At 72.1% G+C, this 18,367-nt stretch carries 16 protein-coding genes; 10 read left to right on the top strand and 6 right to left on the bottom strand.

Annotation, left to right across the window (positions count from 1 at the left end; all coding sequences use genetic code 11):
• The first annotated feature begins 7 nt into the window (after window positions 1–7).
• From DT019_RS14075 to DT019_RS14065, 3 genes are all read left to right on the top strand, one after another.
• On the top strand, window positions 8–796 hold the full coding sequence (locus DT019_RS14075) for a class II aldolase/adducin family protein (RefSeq protein WP_114037124.1): 789 nt from the start codon (window positions 8–10) through the stop codon (window positions 794–796).
• Window positions 797–917: 121 nt separating this feature from the next.
• Entirely contained in the window at window positions 918–2,162 is a 1,245-nt protein-coding gene (locus tag DT019_RS14070; protein ID WP_114037123.1) for a hypothetical protein, read from the top strand.
• Between the two features lie 95 nt (window positions 2,163–2,257).
• Entirely contained in the window at window positions 2,258–2,776 is a 519-nt protein-coding gene (locus DT019_RS14065) for a DoxX family protein (protein ID WP_114037122.1), read from the top strand.
• Here DT019_RS14065 and DT019_RS14060 read toward each other — a convergent pair.
• Both DT019_RS14060 and DT019_RS14055 read right to left on the bottom strand, forming a co-directional pair.
• The gene (locus DT019_RS14060) at window positions 2,680–2,946 is read right to left on the bottom strand and encodes a hypothetical protein (protein WP_114037121.1); all 267 of its coding nucleotides are present in this window, start codon (window positions 2,944–2,946) and stop codon (window positions 2,680–2,682) included. The two genes, DT019_RS14065 and DT019_RS14060, sit on opposite strands and share 97 nt — an antisense overlap.
• On the bottom strand, window positions 2,933–4,222 hold the full coding sequence (locus DT019_RS14055) for a PspC domain-containing protein (RefSeq protein ID WP_114037120.1): 1,290 nt from the start codon (window positions 4,220–4,222) through the stop codon (window positions 2,933–2,935). Before DT019_RS14055 ends, DT019_RS14060 begins: the two co-directional genes overlap by 14 nt.
• A 193-nt stretch (window positions 4,223–4,415) precedes the next feature.
• Between DT019_RS14055 and DT019_RS14050 the strand changes: the two genes are divergently transcribed.
• The 4 genes from DT019_RS14050 (at window position 4,416) to DT019_RS14035 (ending at window position 8,915) form a co-directional block, all read left to right on the top strand.
• Window positions 4,416–5,696 carry an ATP-binding protein gene (locus tag DT019_RS14050; RefSeq protein WP_114037119.1) on the top strand — a complete coding sequence of 427 codons (1,281 nt, stop codon included), beginning with the start codon at window positions 4,416–4,418 and terminating at the stop codon, window positions 5,694–5,696.
• A complete protein-coding gene (locus tag DT019_RS14045; RefSeq protein WP_114037118.1) occupies window positions 5,693–6,373 on the top strand; it encodes a LuxR C-terminal-related transcriptional regulator in 681 nt (226 codons plus the stop codon). The genes DT019_RS14050 and DT019_RS14045 overlap by 4 nt, the downstream gene beginning before the upstream one ends.
• A gap of 95 nt (window positions 6,374–6,468) precedes the next feature.
• On the top strand, window positions 6,469–7,698 hold the full coding sequence (locus tag DT019_RS14040; RefSeq protein ID WP_114037270.1) for an alpha/beta hydrolase: 1,230 nt from the start codon (window positions 6,469–6,471) through the stop codon (window positions 7,696–7,698).
• Window positions 7,699–7,778: 80 nt separating this feature from the next.
• Window positions 7,779–8,915, top strand: a complete 1,137-nt coding sequence (locus DT019_RS14035; RefSeq protein WP_114037117.1) for an alpha/beta hydrolase — start codon at window positions 7,779–7,781, stop codon at window positions 8,913–8,915.
• Between the two features lie 24 nt (window positions 8,916–8,939).
• Here DT019_RS14035 and DT019_RS14030 read toward each other — a convergent pair whose 3' ends face one another.
• Window positions 8,940–9,992, bottom strand: coding sequence for an NlpC/P60 family protein (locus DT019_RS14030; RefSeq protein WP_114037269.1), 1,053 nt, complete (start codon window positions 9,990–9,992; stop codon window positions 8,940–8,942).
• 366 nt (window positions 9,993–10,358) lie between these two features.
• Between DT019_RS14030 and DT019_RS14025 the strand changes: the two genes are divergently transcribed.
• Window positions 10,359–10,712, top strand: a complete 354-nt coding sequence (locus DT019_RS14025) for a hypothetical protein (protein WP_114037116.1) — start codon at window positions 10,359–10,361, stop codon at window positions 10,710–10,712.
• A 10-nt stretch (window positions 10,713–10,722) separates the two neighbouring features.
• Here the strand turns inward: DT019_RS14025 and DT019_RS14020 are convergent, their stop codons facing one another.
• Window positions 10,723–11,835: an NlpC/P60 family protein gene (locus DT019_RS14020; RefSeq protein ID WP_114037115.1), complete on the bottom strand. Its 1,113-nt coding sequence runs from the start codon at window positions 11,833–11,835 to the stop codon at window positions 10,723–10,725.
• A 201-nt stretch (window positions 11,836–12,036) separates the two neighbouring features.
• On the opposite strand from DT019_RS14020, the gene pcrA reads away from it, so the two are divergent.
• Complete coding sequence (pcrA, locus tag DT019_RS14015; RefSeq protein ID WP_114037114.1) at window positions 12,037–14,508, top strand: DNA helicase PcrA; 2,472 nt, start codon at window positions 12,037–12,039, stop codon at window positions 14,506–14,508.
• A 10-nt stretch (window positions 14,509–14,518) separates the two neighbouring features.
• On the opposite strand, the gene DT019_RS14010 is transcribed toward pcrA, so the two are convergent.
• Both DT019_RS14010 and DT019_RS14005 read right to left on the bottom strand, forming a co-directional pair.
• Window positions 14,519–16,081 (bottom strand): M23 family metallopeptidase, encoded by a 1,563-nt coding sequence (locus DT019_RS14010; RefSeq protein ID WP_114037113.1) that lies wholly within the window; start codon window positions 16,079–16,081, stop codon window positions 14,519–14,521.
• A 424-nt stretch (window positions 16,082–16,505) separates the two neighbouring features.
• Window positions 16,506–17,330, bottom strand: a complete 825-nt coding sequence (locus DT019_RS14005) for an alpha/beta fold hydrolase (RefSeq protein WP_223279489.1) — start codon at window positions 17,328–17,330, stop codon at window positions 16,506–16,508.
• Between the two features lie 381 nt (window positions 17,331–17,711).
• On the opposite strand from DT019_RS14005, the gene DT019_RS14000 reads away from it, so the two are divergent.
• Entirely contained in the window at window positions 17,712–18,125 is a 414-nt protein-coding gene (locus tag DT019_RS14000) for a cobalamin B12-binding domain-containing protein (RefSeq protein WP_114037111.1), read from the top strand.
• The last annotated feature ends 242 nt before the right edge of the window (window positions 18,126–18,367 follow it).

Here is an 18,367-nt window from a genome sequence, read left to right as displayed (position 1 = left end):
TCCGGCCATGACTGAGATGCCCGAGCCGATACCGGTGGACCAGTTGCGGTTCGATCTGCCGCCCGTCCACGAGGACCCCGCCGAGGAGCGGCAGTACCGCAAGGAGCGGCTCGCGGGCGCGCTGAGACTCTTCGCCCGGTTCGGGTACGAGGAAGGCGTGTCGGGCCATGTCACCGCGCGCGATCCCCAGTGGCCGGACCACTACTGGGTGAACCCCTTCGGTGTGCCGTTCGCGCACGTCACCGCGGGCGAGCTCGTCCTGGTCAACGGCGACGGGCAGGTCGTGCGGGGGAGTCACCACGTCAACCAGGCCGCGTTCACGGTCCATGCCCAGGTGCACCGGGCCCGCCCCGACGCGGTCGCCGTCGTCCACACGCACTCGACGTACGGGCGGGCGCTCGCGGCCCTGGGCGACTTCGTCGAGCCGTACACGCAGGAGGCCTGTGCCTTCTTCGAGGACCACGCGGTGTACGACGCCTACACCGGGGTGGTCGTCGACGCGGAGGAGGCGCGGCGGATCGCGGAGGCGCTCGCCTCGTACAAGGCGGTCGTGCTGCGCAACCACGGGCTGCTCACCGTCGGGGACTCGGTGGACGCGGCGGCCTGGTGGTTCATCTCGATGGAGCGGTGCGCGCGGGTGCAGCTCGCGGCGCGGGCGGTCGGGAAGCCGGTGCTCATCGACCGGCGGGACGCGGTGGCGACCAGGGAGCAGCTCGGCAGTGATCTCGTGGCGTGGATCAACTACCAGCCGCTGTGGCGGCAGATCAGCCGGGCGGAGCCCGAACTCCTGTCGTAGTACGTCAATTTGATGGTGCGTCAATCACTCTCGCGGCCAGGCGGTGCCGACCGGAGGGCCGCCCCGGTGCGCGACAATTCCCTCACGGTTCAAGGAGTTCGGCGCACGGACGGAGTACCCGGTGGCGGTGCAGGAGGCTCGGCAATGCGGCGGCGACTGCGTGCACGGCGCGCGGGACGGGCACCGGCGCGCGGTGGCGGAGTTCCTCGCCAAGCGGGACGGCCTCGCCGCGGGCGAGGGGCTGCCCGCCGCCCTCGCCCACTCCGCCGGGGCCTCCCGCCAGTGGGTCTCGGACGAGCTGACCCAGTCCGCGCGGCTGGTCGCCGAGCGCGGCCGGGAAGCGGGCCGGACCTGGCCGGAACGGGTCTGGCGCGGCACGCTGCTGACGGTGTGGGGCGGGGTGTTCGTCCTCTCCCTGGCCGAGGCGGCCACCGCGATCGGTGCGGGCTGGACGGCGGCCCGCACCGCCGGGCTCCTGTCGGCGCTGGCCGTGGCGGCCCTGCTGACGGTGGCGGCGTATCTGCACCGCTCGCGCGGCGGCCTGCTCGCTCCCGTGCTCGGCGAGGACAACCGCCTCTCCACCTCGCGCGCGGTCGCGGCGGCCTGGCTCCTGTTCGCGGTGTTCGCGGCCCTGGTCCTCGCGCTGCGGCTGGCCTCGGCGTCCGGCCACGCCGAGCGCGAGAAGGTACTGCACGGTCTCGAACTCGCCCGCTGCGGCGGCCTGTTGACGATCGTGTTCGTCACCTCGCTGATCGCGGTGGTGGTCCGCCGGGTCGTGACGGTACGCATCCACGGGCAGCGGCTGCAGAAGGTGCGCGCCGACCGGCCGCGCGGGGCCGACCTCATGACGGACGACGCGGGGCGGGCCGGCTTCGCGGACGCGCAGTATGTGACGGTGACCCTGGTGGCGGTCCTCTTCGCGGCCGTCCGGCTGGCCCGCAGACCCGAGCAACTCCCCGACCTCCCTTGGGGGTTGGCGGTCCTGGCGCTGGTCTCCGCGGCGACGTACGTCGCCGGGAAGTACGCGGAGGGCGGCCGCCCGGTGGTCCTGTCCGTCGTACGGGCCCGGGAGGCGGGCGACCTGGACGCGCCCATCCGCACCGGGGACGACATCGAGATCCGGGGCGCGGGGTTCGTCCCGCCGGGCGCGGGCACGCCGGACCGGCTGGCCCGGATGGTGGTCCGCATCGGAGCGGTCCACGTCCACGTCCCCCTCATCCCCGTCCCCGGCGGCTTCGCGAACCCGACGGACGGGGTGCTGACGGTGCCCGTGCCGGTGGACGTGGAAGCGGGGCGGGTGGAGGTGCGGGTGGTGACGGCAGCGGGAGTGGAGACCAACGGGGTGTTCGTCGAGGTGGCCGAGTAGGGGAGTGCGGTCCTTGTCGGGGTGGGATTGAGACACGCGTTCCCCCCGTCCGTATCGTCTGGTGACAGGCGAATGGGATGGAGGCGGGATCAGCCATGGCACATGGATATGCGACCCGGGCGCGGGCCGGGGCGGACCGGGCCCGGGGATGGCAGGCCACGGCCCGCGCATACGCGCTGCTGCCCCTGCGGATCTTCCTCGGTGTGACGTTCGTGTACGCCGGCCTCGACAAGCTCAGGGACAGCGCCTTCTTCCGCGCGAGCGGCACCGGGTCCATCGGCGAGCTGATGCACGGCGTGCGCGACAGCTCCGCGGTCCCGGCCCTCGTGGACCTCGCCCTGAAGAGCCCCTCGGGGTTCGGCTACGCCATCGCGCTGGGCGAACTGGCCGTCGGCATCGGCACGCTGCTCGGCCTGTTCGGGCGGCTCGCGGCGCTCGGCGGCGCGCTGATCTCACTCTCCCTGTGGCTCACGGTGAGCTGGCAGACGACCCCGTACTACTACGGCAACGACCTGGCCTACTTGATGGCCTGGCTGCCGCTGGTGCTGGCCGGGACGCCGCTGCTGTCCGCTGACGCGCTCCTGGCCGGCCGCCGGCGCCTGCGCACCCCGTAGTCGATCCAGCTGACCAGCGCGGCGATCCCGAGGCCGCCGCAGACCAGCGGGATCGCCACCGGCGCGGGGGTGTTCCACCGGCCGGCCGCGTCCCCGGCGAACAGGATCGCGGTGGCGGTCAGCGCGAGCCCGGCGACGCAGGTGCCGGGACGGAACTCATGACGCAGCACGGTCCACCTCCGCCTGGCCGACGCCGACCTTGAGGTGCAGTTCCAGCGTGCCGGCGGGCTTGGCGCCGGCGGGTGGGGTCAGGGTCATGGTCCGCTTCTCGCCCGGTGATACCTGGATGTCGTCCGCCCTCTCGCCGGGCAGCCGGATGTCGCCGAGGCCCAGATCGAAACTCACCCGCACGGTCACGTCCTTCGGTACGACGATCTTCACCTTGCCCGCGCCGACCTCGGCGCTGGTCGTCACGGTCCCTCCCGGGGGCACGACGACCCGGCTCAGATCGAGGGTGCCGACCCCCGTGCCGAGGTGGTAGTCCGGCCGCACCTCGCCGATCGCGGCGGGCGTCCAGTCGGTCCGCATCCAGTGCCCGTCGATGGACTTGGGCAGCCCCGCGGACACCGCGAGCAGGGCCGCCGTGAGGACGGCGAGGAACAGGGTGCCGAAGCCCGTGCGGCCGAGGAACGAGCTCAGGATCAATCCCAGTCCGAACACGGCGAGCGCGGCGGCGAATCCGATCTGCAGGCCGGTGCCGAGCGGCTGGTGGTGCCGGGCGGCGCCGAACGCGGCACCGAAGGCGAGCAGCGCCGCGAGGAAGACGAGGCCGCCGATGGAGCGCGGCCCGCGGCTCGCGCGCACCGCCGCCTTCGCGGCCCCGCGCGCCCCGGCGGCCGGGACGGCGTCCGCGTCGGCGGGCCCCCACAGATAGCCGCCCGCGACCGGGCCCGTGGTGCCGTCCTTGACGATCGGGTCCCGCCACCAGGACGGCGGGGACGGCGCGGGCGGCGCCTTCGTCTCGGGGGGCGCGTCGGCGACGGCCTGGGCCGCGACCGGGTCGAGCGGGCCGTCACCGGGCGTCATGACGCGGCGCTGGGACCAGACGGCGGCGCCCGCGAGGAGCAGCACGAGCAGCACGGCGAACGTCATCACCGAGCCGTTCTTCAGCATGGTCAGGAAGATCCCGCAGCCCGCGAGGGCCATCAGCACGGCGACCAGGGCCGCACCCTCGACGCGGCCGGTGAGCAGGCGGCGGGCCTCGTTCTCGTCCTGGCCGTCCAACGGCAGGATCAGCCAGGCGAACCCGTAGAAGACCAGGCCGAGGCCGCCGGTGACGGCGAGCACGCCGAGCCCGATCCGGAAGATCACCGGGTCGAGGTCGCAGTACCGGCCGAGGCCGCCGCAGACCCCGCCGATGACCTTGTTGCGGCCGCTGCGGCGCAGCTGCGGGGCCTCGGAGGCCGGATCGGGCGGCGCGAGGGGCGTCTCGGTCGGCGTGCTCATACGTACATGGTGACGGGCGGGCGCCGCGCCCGGCACCCGCCCCGACCCTGGCCGCACCCTGATTTCGTCCCTGAAGGGGCGCCCGCCCCACCCGCGGGGGAGGCGGCCTCCCTCGCGCGCGGGGGTTTCCCTCAGGGAAGCCTGGGGGCCAACCCTGATGCCCGGTGGCCCGCGCTCATGTGACGATCGGGGCATGTCAGTCGCCACCCCCCGCCTGTCGCCGCCCGAGGCCGACGAAGCGCCGGTCCGCAAGCTGTACCGCTCCGCCGAGGGGCGGATGCTCGGCGGCGTCGCGCGCGGGCTCGCCGGACACCTCGGCCTTCCGGTGGTGTGGGTGCGCATCATCTTTCTGGGGCTGCTGACGATCAACGGCCTCGGGGCGCTGCTGTACGCGGTGTTCTGGTTCGTGGTGCCGCTGGGTCTCGGCGGTACGACGGCGGGGGCGCGCTCCGCGTTCGAGGTCAGCCCGGACGGCCGGCGCAGGCTGCGCAAGCCCGACAAGGGCCAGGTCGTCGCGCTGATCGCGTTGGTCTTCGGCGCCGCGATCTTCGCGTCCAAGGTGGACGTGGGCGGCTGGGCCAATCCGTACATCTTCCCCAGCGTGCTCATCGGCGTCGGCGTCGTCCTGGTGTGGCGCCAGGCCGACAACACCCGCAGGGCCCGCTGGACCGAGGGGGCCCGGCGCTCCCGGTGGCTCCCGGTGGCCCGGGGTCTCGCCGGGGTCGCCCTGGTCGGCACGGGGCTGACCGGCTTCGTGGTGGTCAACGGCTCGGCCGCCCAGCTCGGCAACGTCCTGACCGCCGCGATAGCGGTGCTCGCCGGGATCGCCCTGCTGGCCGGGCCCTATCTGGTGCGCATGACGCAGGACCTGTCGGCGGAGCGCCTGATGCGCATCCGGGCCCAGGAGCGGGCCGAAGTGGCGGCGCACGTCCACGATTCGGTGCTGCACACCCTGACCCTGATCCAGCGCAACGCGGAGAACGTCGGCGAGGTGCGGCGCCTGGCCCGGGCCCAGGAGCGCGAGCTGCGCGCCTGGTTGTACAAGCCGGAGGGCACCGGCAAGGACAAGGAAGAGGAACCGGCGACGCTGGCCGAGGCCGTGAAGAAGGCGGCGGCCGAGGTCGAGGACAAGCACGGCGTCCCGCTGGAGGTCGTCGTCGTGGGCGACTGCCCGCTGGACGACGGCCTGTCCGCACAGATGCAGGCCGCGCGTGAGGCCATGGTGAACGCGGCCAAGTACGGTGGCGAGGGCGGCGCCGTCCAGGTGTACGCGGAGGTCGAGGGCCGCACGGTCTTCGTCTCCGTACGCGACCGGGGCCCCGGATTCGATCCGGACGCGGTGCCCGCCGACCGGATGGGCGTACGAGAATCAATCATCGGCCGGATGCAGCGCAACGGCGGTACGGCGAGGCTGCGTTCGGTGCCCGGCGGGGGCACGGAGGTCGAGCTGGAGATGGAGAGGGCAGAGGGATGACCGAGGAAACGACCGGCCGCCACGTCAGGGTGGTCCTCGTCGACGACCACCGGATGTTCCGCACCGGAGTCCAGGCGGAGATCGGCCGGACCGAGAGCACGGGCGTCGAGGTGGTCGGCGAGGCCGCCGACGTCGACCAGGCGGTCACCGTCATCACCGCGACCCGCCCCGAGGTCGTGCTCCTCGACGTCCACCTGCCCGGGGGCGGCGGCGTCGAGGTGCTGCGCCGCTCGGCGGCCATGATGGCGGACGCCGAGAACCCGGTCCGCTTCCTCGCGCTGTCCGTCTCGGACGCCGCGGAGGACGTGATCGGCGTGATCCGCGGGGGAGCCCGGGGCTACGTCACCAAGACCATCACCGGCACCGACCTGATCGACTCGATCTTCCGGGTGCAGGACGGCGACGCGGTGTTCTCGCCGCGCCTGGCGGGTTTCGTCCTGGACGCCTTCGCCTCCACGGACGCGCCGCCGGTCGACGAGGACATGGACCGCCTCACCCAGCGCGAGCGCGAGGTGCTGCGGCTGATCGCCCGGGGCTACGCCTACAAGGAGATCGCCAAGCAGCTGTTCATCTCCGTCAAGACGGTCGAGTCCCACGTCTCCGCGGTGCTGCGCAAGCTCCAGTTGTCCAACCGCCACGAGCTGACCCGCTGGGCCACCGCGCGCCGACTGGTCTGAGCGGCGCCAGGAAGGGGCCCTCGGCGGTTTTACCTACGTAAAACCATGGCAAAACCGGCAACCCGGACGCGCGCATGTCACTCTTGCCGGACGTGATGAGCCTGACCGGTACCCCCTTCTTCGTGACCGCGATCGTGGTGGCCGCGCTCGCCGTTCTGGTGCCGCTGCTTGTCTGGCACCGGGTCGGCGGGCCGGCCGTGGTGCGCGGGGCCGTGCGGATCCTGATGGTGCTCGTCGCCCAGGCCTCCGCCGTCGTCGTGGTGTTCGTCGCGGTCAACAACGCCAACGGCCTCTACGACACCTGGGGCGATCTGCTCGGCACCGACAGCCACGTCGGCGCCGCGCCCAACCTCGGCGTCGACGGCACGGGCGGGCGCAGCATCGCCAAGGAGCCCCCGGTCAAGCAGGCCTTCGCGCCGGTCGACGACGCGGCCCTGGGCACGGGCGTCATGGTCACGCACTTGACCGGCCGGGTGTCGGGGGCCGACGGCGAGGTGTACGTGTGGCTGCCGCCGCAGTACGACGACCCGGCCTACCGCGACAAGGGCTTCCCCGTGGTGGAGCTGCTGCCGGGCTACCCCGGCTCGGCCAAGGACTGGTTCACCAACCTCGACGTGACCGAGCAGCTGCGGCCGCTGATGGTGAACGGCGAGGTCAAGCCGTTCATCCTGGTCGCGCCGCGCACCTCGCTGCTGGCCGGGCAGGACACCGGCTGTGCCAACGTGCCGGGCGTCGTGAACGCCGACTCCTGGCTGAGCGTGGACGTCCGCAAGATGGTCACCGACAACTTCCGCGCCGAGACGGCCGCGGACGGCTGGGCCGTCGCCGGGATATCGGCCGGGGCGCACTGCGCGGCCAAGCTCGCCGTCGAGCACCCCGACCGCTACCGCGCGGGCATCGCGCTGTCCGGTTACAACGACCCGGCCGCCGAGTCCGACTCGATCACCGCGGGCGACCCGGTGCTGCGCCGCGAGACCAACCCGCTGTGGATACTCACCCACGCCAAGCACCCCCCGCACACCTCGCTCTTCCTCACCGGCCAGCCCGGGGACGGCTACGAGGACGGGCTCGCGTTGCGCGGGGCCGCGAAGGCGCCCACGCAGGTGTGGGTGCAGAAGACCGGCGGCGGCCACCTCAACGTGGTGTGGAAGCCGCTCCTGCCGGAGGTGTTCCGCTGGCTGTCCGGCCAGATGAGCGGCGTACAGAACATGAAGGACAGCAAGAGTCCCAAGGGCGAGAGGGGCGGTCCGCGTCCCTACGACGGGGGCGTCAGGGGCCCGGCCGTGCAGGCCGCGAGCGGCGGGGACGCACGGGGTGAGAGGTGAAGGGCACAGGGCGTCACCTTTGGTAAAACGCTGGTAAAACGGGCAACTGGTGTTCGTGGCGGGCCCTCTTCCGGGGCGTGATGAGCCTGACCGGAACCCCTTTCCTCGTGATCGCGATCCTCGCGGCCGCGGCTGCCCTGGTGCTGCCCCTCGTCCTGTGGACACGGGTCGGCGGGCCGGCCGTCGTGCGCTGGGTGTCCCGGCTCCTCATGCTGGGCTTCGCCCAGGTCACCGCGATCCTCGTGGTCTTCCTGTTCGTGAACAACGCCAACGGCCTGTACGACACCTGGGACGACCTGCTCGGCGGCGGCAACCACGTGAACGCCGCCCCGGACCTCGGCCCCGACGGCACGGGTGGCAAGAACGCGGCCACCGGCCCCAAGGTCAAGCAGAAGTTCGAGCCGTACACGAACAAGGTCGGCAAGGGCGTGATGAAGACGACGCTCAAGGGGCAGGTCTCCGGCGTCGAGGGCGATGTGGCGGTGTGGCTGCCGCCGCAGTACAACGACCCGGCGTACAAGGACAAGACCTTCCCCGTCGTCGAGCTGCTGCCCGGCTACCCCGGGTCGATAGGCGCCTGGTTCGGCACCCTCAAGACGCAGGAGCAGCTCACGCCGATGATGGAGAAGGGCGAGGTCGCGCCCTTCATCCTGGTCTCGCCGCGCACCACCCTGCTGGACGGCAAGGACACCGGCTGCGCCAACGTGCCCGGGGTCGTGAACGCCGACACCTGGCTGAGCGTGGACGTCCGCAAGATGGTCACCGACAACTTCCGGGCCGCCACCGGCGCCGACGGCTGGGCCGTCGCCGGCTATTCGGCGGGCGCCCACTGCGCGGCCAAGCTCGCCGTCGAGCACCCCGACCGCTACCGGGCCGGAGTCGACCTGTCCGGCTACAACGACCCGGCCGCCGAGAAGGACTCGATCACCGCGAAGGACCCCAAGCTGCGCGAGGAGACCAACCCGCTGTGGATCCTCAAGCACGCCAAGACCCCGCCGCACGTCTCGCTGTTCGTCTCGGGTGAGCAGACCGACGGCTACAACGACGGGCTCGCCCTGAAGAAGGCCGCCAAGGAGCCCACCGCGGTGACCGTGGTCCGGCTCAACGGCGGCGGGCACGCCAGCGTGGTGTGGAAGAGCCAGGTCCCGGACGTCTTCCGGTGGCTGACCAAGGAGCTGGGCGCGGGCGCCAAGGTCGCGCCCGAGCAAGGGGTCTGACGCCCCGTCAATGCGCTTCGGCGCTCACGCGGGCCGAACGGCCCCGGCGAACGGCATCTGGTCGATCGGCGCGATCCGCACCGGCGCCCCCGGGTGCGGCGCGTGGATCATCTGGCCGCCACCGATGTAGAGCCCCACATGGCTGATCCCGGAGTAGAAGAACACCAGGTCGCCCGGGGCGAGTTGGGAGCGCGGAACCCGGCTGCCCGCGTTGATCTGGGTGTACGTGGTCCGGGGCAGCTGCACTCCGGCCGAGCGCCAGGCGGCCTGGGTGAGGCCCGAGCAGTCGAAGGACGAGGGACCCGTGGCGCCCCAGACGTACGGCTTGCCGAGCGCGCCGTAGGCGAAGGCGACGGCGGCCGCGGCGCGTGAGCTGGGGGCCGCGATCGGCCCGCGCGGGGCGTCGGCGGAGCGGCTGGCCCGGGCGTCGGCGGGGGCCGCGTCGGAGGCGTCGTAGGCGGCCCGCTCCGGCGCGGTGAGCTGCGCGAGCAGGGCCTCGGCCGAGGTGATCTTCGACTGGATGTCGCTCTTCTGCTTCCGCAGCGCCGACTGCTTGCCGCGCAGCTCCGTGAGCTTCCCGTCGGCCGTGGAGTGCAGCCGGTCGAGCTCGGCGAGCTGCTTGCGGACCCCCGCCACGGCGAGCGCCGTCCGGTCGCCCGCGCGCTCGGCGAGCGCGGCGTCGTCCAGGTACCGCTTCGGGTCGGACGAGAGGATCAGCTGGAGCTCGGGGGCGACCGCCCCGCTGCGGTACTGGGCGGCCGCGAGCGAACCCAGCGCGTTGCGCGCGGTGTTGAGCCGCTGGGTCCTGCGGGCGGCCTCGTCACGCAGCTCGTTCAGGGAACGCTCGGCCGCGTCCGCCTGCTCCTTCGTCCCGTCGTACGCCTCCGTCGCCGCCTCCGCGTCGTGGTACAGCTGGTCGACCTTGGCCTTCACCTGCGCCGGGGTGAGCCGGGGATCGGCGTGCCCGGAGCCCTCGAAGAGGGTGGCGGTGGCCGCCGACGCCAGGGCGAGCGTCGCGGCGGTGCGGGCGGCGGGGCCGGTGAGCGGATGCTGCTTGGGCTTTCGGTGCGCAGCCACGAGGGCCTTCACGTCCTTCCGTACGGCAGTGCTTCCGCGCTGCGGCCCCCGGGGGGGAGGGGCCGTTCCGACGACGGACCGCACAGGGGGAGCGGCCCGCCGCCGGATCTTTCGGCGGTGGTGACCGACGGCCGCCCAGCGGAGCGGCGGCGGTGGGGAGTCGGCCACCTGGAGCAGGACGCTAAACCTGGACGACACGGCCGAGCGACGTAATGACAGCAAGTGCCCTTTTCCGGCGCGTGCGCGACCGACTCCGACCGAAGCCGGGGCGATGGCCCGCAGGGGTCCGTGCCTGCTGTGACCGAAGTGCCGGTTGGGCCCCACCCGCCGCACGGCGCCTGCTAGGCGGGAATTAGGCTCCGCCTCATGGACGTACTCATCAAGGTCGTCGTCGGCCTCCACATCATCGGCATCGCCGCACTGCTCGGCGGATTCCTGACGCAGATGAAGGCGATGAGCGCGGGCACCGCCCGCTTCGTCCCCGGGATGCTCCACGGGGCGCTGACGATGCTGGTCACCGGTGTCGCCCTGGTCGGCCTCAACCAGGCCGACGACCATACTCTGAACACGGTCAAGCTCGGCGTGAAGCTCGCGCTCCTGATCGTGATCCTCGGCCTCGTCTATGTGAAGCGGGACGAGGAGAAGGTCGAGAAGGGCGCGTTCGCGGCGGTCGGCGGCCTCACCGTCGTGAACATCTTCATCGCGCTGCTCTGGACCTGAGCCGGGCCGCTCAGCCGGGCCGCACGCTGCTGTGGATCGGCATGTAGTAGATCGACTCCTCGCGCACATACGCCCCGGAGTGCGGCGCGTGGATCATCATCCCGTTGCCGATGTACATGCCGACGTGGCTGATGTCGTCGTAGAAGAACACCAGGTCACCGGGTTGCAGATCGGCCGTCGCGACCGGCGTGCCCGTCTTCACCTGGTCCCAGGTCGTGCGCGGCAGATCCACCCCCGCCGCCTTCCACGCGGCCTGCGTCAGGCCCGAGCAGTCGTACGAGGACGGCCCGACCGCGCCCCACACGTACGGCTTGCCGATCTGGGCGCGGGCGAAGGCGAGCGCCCTGGCCGCCTTGGACGTGGACGCGGACGGGCCCGAGGGCGCCGCGGGGCCGCCGGCCGCGGGCGGAGCGGGCTTCTTCGCGGCCGCTGCCTGCCGTGCGGCCAGCTCCGCGGCCTGACGCCGCGCCTCCTCCTGCTTCTTCTTCTCGACCGCCGCGAGCCGCGCCTTCTCCTGGGCGGTCAGCGTCGACAGCAGGGTGCGGGCGGCGGCGAGCCTGGTCTGCACGTCCTGCTTGCCCGCCCGCAGGGTCTGCTGCGAGGTGGTCAGCGCGGCCAGGCTCCGGCTCGCCTCGGCCCGCTTCTTCGCGTTCGCGGCCCGCTCGCTCTCGAAGGCGGCCAGGGTGCGCTGCTGCTCGTCCGAGAGCCGGCCCATCAGCCGGCGCTGGTCGAAGAAGGCCTGGGGATCGTCCGAGAACAGCAGCGTCATCATGGGCGTGACCCCGCCGTCGCGGTACTGGGCCGCGGCGTAGCCTCCGATGATCCGGCGGGTGTCGTTCAGCTTCGCGGTGCCGGCCGCCACCTGGTCGAGCAGCGCGTCGGCCTTGGCGCGCTGGGCGGTGGCGGCCTGCTTGGCCGCGTCGTACTTCTGGGTGGCCAGATCCGCCTGCCGGTAGAGGTCGTCGACCTTCTTCTGCACCTCTTCGACGCTCGGTCTCGGTGCGGCGGGCGCGGCGCCGGCGCTCTGCGCGAGCAGGCTCACGGAGGCGAGCGCGGCCGTCGTCACGCCCAGTGCGGGCGCGGTGGTGGACATTCGGGTGCGCGGCTTGCGGTGGGAGGGCAAGGCCGACACCTCCTCCCGGAGCCTTCCGGACGGGGGCGTTCCCCGGCTGCTGCGGCACGCTAGCCAACTCCCGTGTCCCCTGGGAAGGTTGATGTCCGACAGGCCCGATACATTCCCGTGACCTTCACGGTGCGTAGTCGTGGACCCTCTCTCCGAAGGCGGCGGCGAAGTGTCAGAGGGGCGGCCTAGACTCGGGAGACGATGAGCAGCCTCTTTGACGACAGCTTCCTGGCGGACCTCCAGCCCTCCGAGGAGGAGCACCCGCCGCCCCCCGAGGAGTCGCACGCGCCCGAGCCGGTGCCGGACGACCTGTTCGGGGGCCGGTTCGACGCGCCCGCGGACCGCGACGCGTACTACCGCGGCGGTGCCCCGCGCCCGGCGATCGACGCGGCGGCCCTCCTGGAGGGGCTGAACGAACAGCAGCGCGCCGCCGTGGTGCACGCGGGCTCGCCGCTGCTCATCGTGGCCGGCGCCGGCTCCGGCAAGACCCGGGTGCTCACCCACCGCATCGCCCACCTGCTCGCGACCCGCGGGGTGCACCCCGGCCAGATCCTCGCGATCACCTTCACCAACAAGGCCGCGGGCGAGATGAAGGAGCGCGTCGAGCAGCTGGTCGGCCCGCGCGCCAACGCGATGTGGGTCATGACCTTCCACAGCGCGTGTGTGCGCATCCTGCGCCGCGAGTCCAAGAGGCTCGGCTTCACCTCGTCGTTCTCGATCTACGACGCGGCCGACTCCAAGCGCCTGATGGCGCTGGTCTGCCGGGACCTCGACCTGGACCCGAAGCGGTACCCGCCGAAGTCGTTCAGCGCCAAGGTCTCCAACCTGAAGAACGAGCTGATCGACGAGGAGACCTTCGCGGGCCAGGCCGCGGACGGGTTCGAGAAGACGCTCGCCCAGGCGTACACGATGTACCAGGCGCGGCTGCGCGAGGCCAACGCGCTCGACTTCGACGACATCATCATGACGACGGTCCACCTCCTCCAGGCCTTCCCGGACGTGGCCGAGCACTACCGGCTGCGCTTCCGGCACGTCCTGGTCGACGAGTACCAGGACACCAACCACGCCCAGTACACGCTGGTGCGCGAGCTGGTGGGCCCGGCCGGGGAGGCGCAGGCGCCCGCCGAGCTGTGCGTCGTCGGCGACGCCGACCAGTCGATCTACGCCTTCCGCGGCGCGACCATCCGCAACATCCTCCAGTTCGAGGAGGACTACCCGAACGCGACGACGATCCTCCTGGAGCAGAACTACCGCTCCACCCAGACGATCCTGTCCGCCGCCAACGCGGTGATCGAGCGCAACGAGAGCCGCCGCCCGAAGAACCTGTGGACGGACGCGGGACCGGGCGCGCAGATCACCGGCTACGTCGCCGACACCGAGCACGACGAGGCGCAGTTCGTCGCCGACGAGATCGACCGCCTCACCGACCAGGGCGAGGCCAAGGCGGGCGACGTCGCGGTCTTCTACCGCACCAACGCGCAGTCCCGTGTCTTCGAAGAGATCTTCATCCGGGTCGGCCTGCCCTACAAGGTCGTCGGCGGCGTCCGGTTCTACGAGCGCAAGGAGGTCAGGGACGTCCTCGCCTATCTGCGCGTCCTGTCGAACGGCGAGGACACCGTCCCGCTGCGCCGCATCCTCAACGTGCCCAAGCGCGGCATCGGCGAGCGCGCGGAGGCGATGATCGACGCCCTCGCGCTGCGCGAGAGGATCACCTTCCCGCAGGCGCTGCGCCGCGTCGACGAGGCGTACGGCATGGCGGCCCGCTCGGCCAACGCCGTCAAGCGCTTCAACGTGCTCATGGAGGAGCTCCGCACGATCGTCGACTCCGGCGCGGGCCCCGCCGTCGTCCTCGAAGCGGTGCTCGAACGGACCGGCTACCTGGCCGAGTTGCAGGCCTCCACCGACCCGCAGGACGAGACCCGCATCGAGAACCTCCAGGAACTCGCCGCCGTGGCCCTGGAGTTCGAGCAGGAGCGCCGGGAGGCCGAGGGCGGGGAGGAAGCGGGCGCGGGCACACTCGCCGAGTTCCTGGAGAAGGTGGCCCTGGTCGCCGACTCCGACCAGATCCCCGACGAGGAGGAGGACGGCTCCGGAGTCATCACCCTGATGACCCTGCACACCGCCAAGGGCCTCGAATTCCCGGTCGTGTTCCTCACTGGCATGGAGGACGGCGTCTTCCCGCACATGCGGGCGCTCGGCCAGGTCAAGGAGCTGGAGGAGGAGCGCCGCCTCGCCTACGTGGGCATCACCCGCGCCCGCGAGCGGCTGTACCTGACCCGCTCCTCGATGCGCAGCGCCTGGGGCCAGCCCTCGTACAACCCGGCGTCCCGCTTCCTGGAGGAGATCCCGGTCCAGCACCTGGAGTGGAAGCGGACCGGCCCGATGGCCGCCCCGGCGGGCCCGATGTCGGGCAAGTCGCTCGGCGGCGGGATCGGCAACGCGCTGTCCTCGTCCCGCTCGAAGGCCGGACCCTCGGGCTTCGCGACGCGGCGCGGCAACGACAAGCCGGTGATCGCCCTGTCCGTCGGCGACCGCGTCACGCACGACCAGTTCGGCCTGGGCACCGTGATGTCGGTGACCGGCTCGGGCTCGGACGCACAGGCCACGATCGACTTCGGCGACGAGCGCCCCAAGAAGCTCCTGCTGCGGTACGCGCCGGTCGAGAAGCTCTGACCGGTCCGGGTTACGTCGGGTCCAGGCCGTGGCTGCGCAGCCACGGCAGGGGGTCTATCGACGAGCCGCCGCCCGGCCGCACCTCGAAGTGGAGGTGCGGACCGGTGGAGTTGCCGGAGTTCCCCGAGTACGCGATGACGTCGCCGGCCTTCACCGGACCCGAGCGGATCTTGGTGCTGGACAGGTGGCAGTACCAGGTCTCGGTGCCGTCGGCGCCGGTCACTATGGCCATGTTTCCGTACGCGCTGTTCCACTGCGTGCGGACCGTGCCGTCGATCGCCGACATCACCGGGGTGCCGTACGACACCGGGAAGTCGATGCCGGTGTGCACCGACATCCAGTTGACGCCGGCCTGCCCGTAGTACGCGCTGAGACCCTTCTGCGTCACCGGCAGGACGAACTTGGGGCGCGCGGCCTCCTTGGCGGCGGCCGCGTCCTCCTTTTTCTTCTTCTCCGCGTCCTGCCGGGCCTTGAGGTCGATACGTTCCTGCGTCCGGCTGGCCCGGTCGGCGAAGCTGTTCGCGTCCGCGCTGAGGTTGGCGAGCTGCGTGTCCAGCTTGGTGTTGGCGGCGACCGGCTTGACCGACGCGGGATCGGAGGCCGTCGTCACCGTGGCGCCCTCGTCCTTGCCGCCGGTGAGCCCGCTCACCGAGGCGACCGCGACACCCGCGACCCCCATCACGCACACGGACGGCACCGCGACGGTCAGCAGCGCCGACCGCTTGGCGGGGGTGCGCCGCCGCCGGCCCGCGCCGCGCCGGGCTTCGGCCCGCGAGCCGGGGACCACCGCGTCGGGCAGCTCGGCGTCGCCGGCCTCGGCCTCGGCCGCGCCTTCCGTACCGAGCTCGACCTGCGGGAACTCGGCTGTCTCGTACGGGAGTCGGAGCTCGGACCGCTCGGGCTCGATGTCGGCCTGGGGGAGCGTGCCCGTCGTGGCGGCCGTGCCGTTCCAGGCGGTGGCGTCGTACGTGCCGGTCTCCGACCGCGTGCCCGGCACGGTCCACTGGCCCGTCGTGTCGTACGCGGAGACGAAGGCGCTGTTGTCGTACTGGCCGGTGCCCTGCGCCTGGTGCCACGCGTTGGCGTCCCACTGGCCCGTCGTGTCGAAGGCGCCCGTGTCGAATGCACTCGTGTCGAAGGCGCTCGTCGTGAAGGTGCCGGTGTCGGAACCCTGGGTCGGGAAGACGGGGGTGGTGAAGGTGCCGGTGTCGAACTGTCCGGTGTGGAAGGCGCCCGTATGGAACGTGCCGGTCTCGAAGGCGCCGGTCTCGAACGTGCCGGTCTCGAACGTGCCGGTGGCGCCGTCCGGTTCGTACGAGGTCGCCTGGTGCGGCACCGTCCACTGGCCGGTGCCGTCGTACGCGGAGGCGAAGGCGCCGGTCTCGAACTGGCCCGTCCCGCCTGCCGCGTAGCCGTTGTGCTCGGCACCACCGCCCTGCATCGCCCCGAAGAGCGGATCGACGGCGAAGCCCGAGGTGTCGGCCGGGTGGGCGCCGTCGCCGCCATGGCCACTGCTGCCGCTGAGGTAACCGTCGTGTCCGACGAACCCGGCGTGGGCGTGCTGGTCAGTCACCAACTTCTCTCTCGCCTCGGCAACAGAACCTGCGGCCGGGGTCCCAAAGGGTCGGGGGTCCCGGGGACAGCAGTGGCGTGACTGTACCCGGCGGTACCGGACAGCGACAATCTTCGGACGGCCCCGCTGTTGCGGGAAACGGGCAATCAACCGCCTTTGGGTGGACTGTGGACCGAGCTTTGGCCGTGCGTTCGAGGGGCGTTCGACGGGGGGCGGGGGTTTTACGGGTTCAGGTGTCGGGCCGTGCCGGGCTGTGTCGGGTCGCGCCGGGTCGCGCCGGGTCGTGCCAGGTCCGCCTTCGCGCCGCCTTGGGGGTGTCCCTGTGCCGGGTGTGTCCCTGTGCGGGGGTTGCGTTCCCGCGCCGTCCACGGTGTGTGCCCGTGCGGCGGGGTACGTCCCCGTGGCGCCCGGGGCGTGTCGCCCGTCAGGCCACCGAGAACGTGCCCTGGTCGGCGGCCTCCGGTTCCCCCGCGGCCAGCGCCTGGCGCACCCCGGCCGCCACAGCCGGGTGGACCGGCATCGCCAGATGCCCGATCCCGGTGACCCGGACGTTCTGCGCGACCAGATCCGGGTGCTCGATCCGGGCCGTCTCGACCGGAATCATCAGCGTGTCGAGATCGCTCCAGAAACTCACGAACCGGGTGCGGATGCCGGGCGCGGGCCCGCGCAGGTCCTCGACCAGCTCGGAGCCGGGACACATCTGCCGCAAGATCGGGTGAGCGTGCGCGAGCTGTGCCGAGCGGGTGCCGGAGTGCGGCGTGCCCAGCGTGACGAGCGTACGGACCCGGAGGTCACCGCCCAGCCGCTGCACGTAGTACCGGGCTATCAGTCCGCCCAGGCTGTGCCCCACTATGTCCACCTCGCGGTGCCCAGTGCGGGCGCAGATCTCCTCCACATGGCGGCCGAGCAGCTCGGCGGCCACCCTGATGTCGCAGGTCAGCGGCGAGTAGTTGAGCGATTCGAGATGCCGCCAACCGTGCCGGGCCAGCGAACGGCGCAGCAGCACGAACACGGACCGGTTGTCGATGAAGCCGTGCAGCAGAACCACCGGCGGATGCGAGCGCCCCGCCGTGGGCAGCTGCGGAGCGGTCGCCGGGTCGGGTGCGGGATGCCGCTCGGCCGTCAGACCGGACGGGTACAGGAGCAGGTGCCCGGCCAGCACGGCCAGGTCCAGCGCGGTGGCCCGGATCAGCGCCGCCGACAGCCACGCGCGGCGCAGACACAGCGGCAGAAGCGATAAGACCTGCACGGCGGCGACCTCCCGAATGGCACGCGGGAGGCCGCTCCGTCCCCCGTATGCCCTCATGGGGCTCCGCCTGTGAAGTGCTCCCGCCCGAGCCGGCCCCGAAAAAGCGAGGGGCCGGACCGCCGTGCTGCGCGGCTGACAGCACGGTGGTGCGGCGCCTTCGTAGCGGCTCCCCTTGCGACCGCCCCCACGTGACGACCGCCCTCCGGCTGGGTGCCGAGGGGGCGACTGATGCGGGTACGGTGCAAAACGAACGTGTCCCACGTGTGATTTCCCCCTCCCTCTCCACCGTGAAACGGCGGGTTGCGGGATGCTGTCGATAACGTTCGTTCACTTCCCCGGCTCTTGGACGCGGGGGCGCAGGTGGGACATGTGGAGGCAGTGATGGGTGTAACTGGTCCGATCCGCGTGGTGGTGGCCAAGCCGGGGCTCGACGGTCACGATCGCGGGGCCAAGGTCATCGCGCGGGCGCTGCGTGACGCCGGCATGGAGGTCATCTACACCGGGCTGCACCAGACGCCCGAGCAGATCGTCGACACCGCGATCCAGGAGGACGCCGACGCGATCGGCCTCTCGATCCTCTCCGGCGCGCACAACACGCTGTTCGCGAAGGTGCTGGAGCTTCTGAAGGAGCGGGACGCGGAGGACATCAAGGTCTTCGGCGGCGGCATCATCCCGGAGGCGGACATCCCGCCGCTGAAGGAACTCGGCGTGGCGGAGATCTTCACGCCAGGGGCGACCACGGCGTCGATCGTGACCTGGGTCAACTCCAACGTCCGCCAGCCCGCAGGCGCCTAACCCCCGGCCCATCCGGGCAGCCCGGGCATCCCGCCGAGCGAAAACGCCGCCCGTCTGCGTGGCCTGGGCATCCTGCCGAGGGGAAACGCCGCTAGGGGCGCGGGGAACTGCGCGATCAACCATGCACGGTCCGCGGCCGAAGGGTCCGGGTTCGGCTGGCCTGGGCGTCCTGCCGAGGGGAACCCTGCCAGGGGCGCGGGGAACTGCGCGACCAGCGACGCACGGCCCGCAGCCGAAGGGGC

Origin of the sequence: Streptomyces sp. SDr-06 (assembly GCF_003324565.1) — a bacterium.
Lineage (GTDB): Bacteria > Actinomycetota > Actinomycetes > Streptomycetales > Streptomycetaceae > Streptomyces.
Note: the sequence above shows the minus strand (reverse complement) of the source record. Positions and strands in the feature narration are given on the sequence as shown.

Bases quoted from the DNA above. Each gene is read 5' to 3' on its own strand.
- DT019_RS14025 (WP_114037116.1), top strand. From the start codon at position 10,359: ATGGACGTACTCATCAAGGTCGTCGTCGGCCTCCACATCATCGGCATC.
- DT019_RS14075 (WP_114037124.1), top strand. From the start codon at position 8: ATGACTGAGATGCCCGAGCCGATACCGGTGGACCAGTTGCGGTTCGAT.
- DT019_RS14040 (WP_114037270.1), top strand. From the start codon at position 6,469: ATGAGCCTGACCGGTACCCCCTTCTTCGTGACCGCGATCGTGGTGGCC.
- DT019_RS14000 (WP_114037111.1), top strand. From the start codon at position 17,712: ATGGGTGTAACTGGTCCGATCCGCGTGGTGGTGGCCAAGCCGGGGCTC.
- DT019_RS14045 (WP_114037118.1), top strand. From the start codon at position 5,693: ATGACCGAGGAAACGACCGGCCGCCACGTCAGGGTGGTCCTCGTCGAC.
- DT019_RS14055 (WP_114037120.1), bottom strand. From the start codon at position 4,222: ATGAGCACGCCGACCGAGACGCCCCTCGCGCCGCCCGATCCGGCCTCC.
- DT019_RS14050 (WP_114037119.1), top strand. From the start codon at position 4,416: ATGTCAGTCGCCACCCCCCGCCTGTCGCCGCCCGAGGCCGACGAAGCG.
- pcrA (WP_114037114.1), top strand. From the start codon at position 12,037: ATGAGCAGCCTCTTTGACGACAGCTTCCTGGCGGACCTCCAGCCCTCC.
- DT019_RS14065 (WP_114037122.1), top strand. From the start codon at position 2,258: ATGGCACATGGATATGCGACCCGGGCGCGGGCCGGGGCGGACCGGGCC.
- DT019_RS14035 (WP_114037117.1), top strand. From the start codon at position 7,779: ATGAGCCTGACCGGAACCCCTTTCCTCGTGATCGCGATCCTCGCGGCC.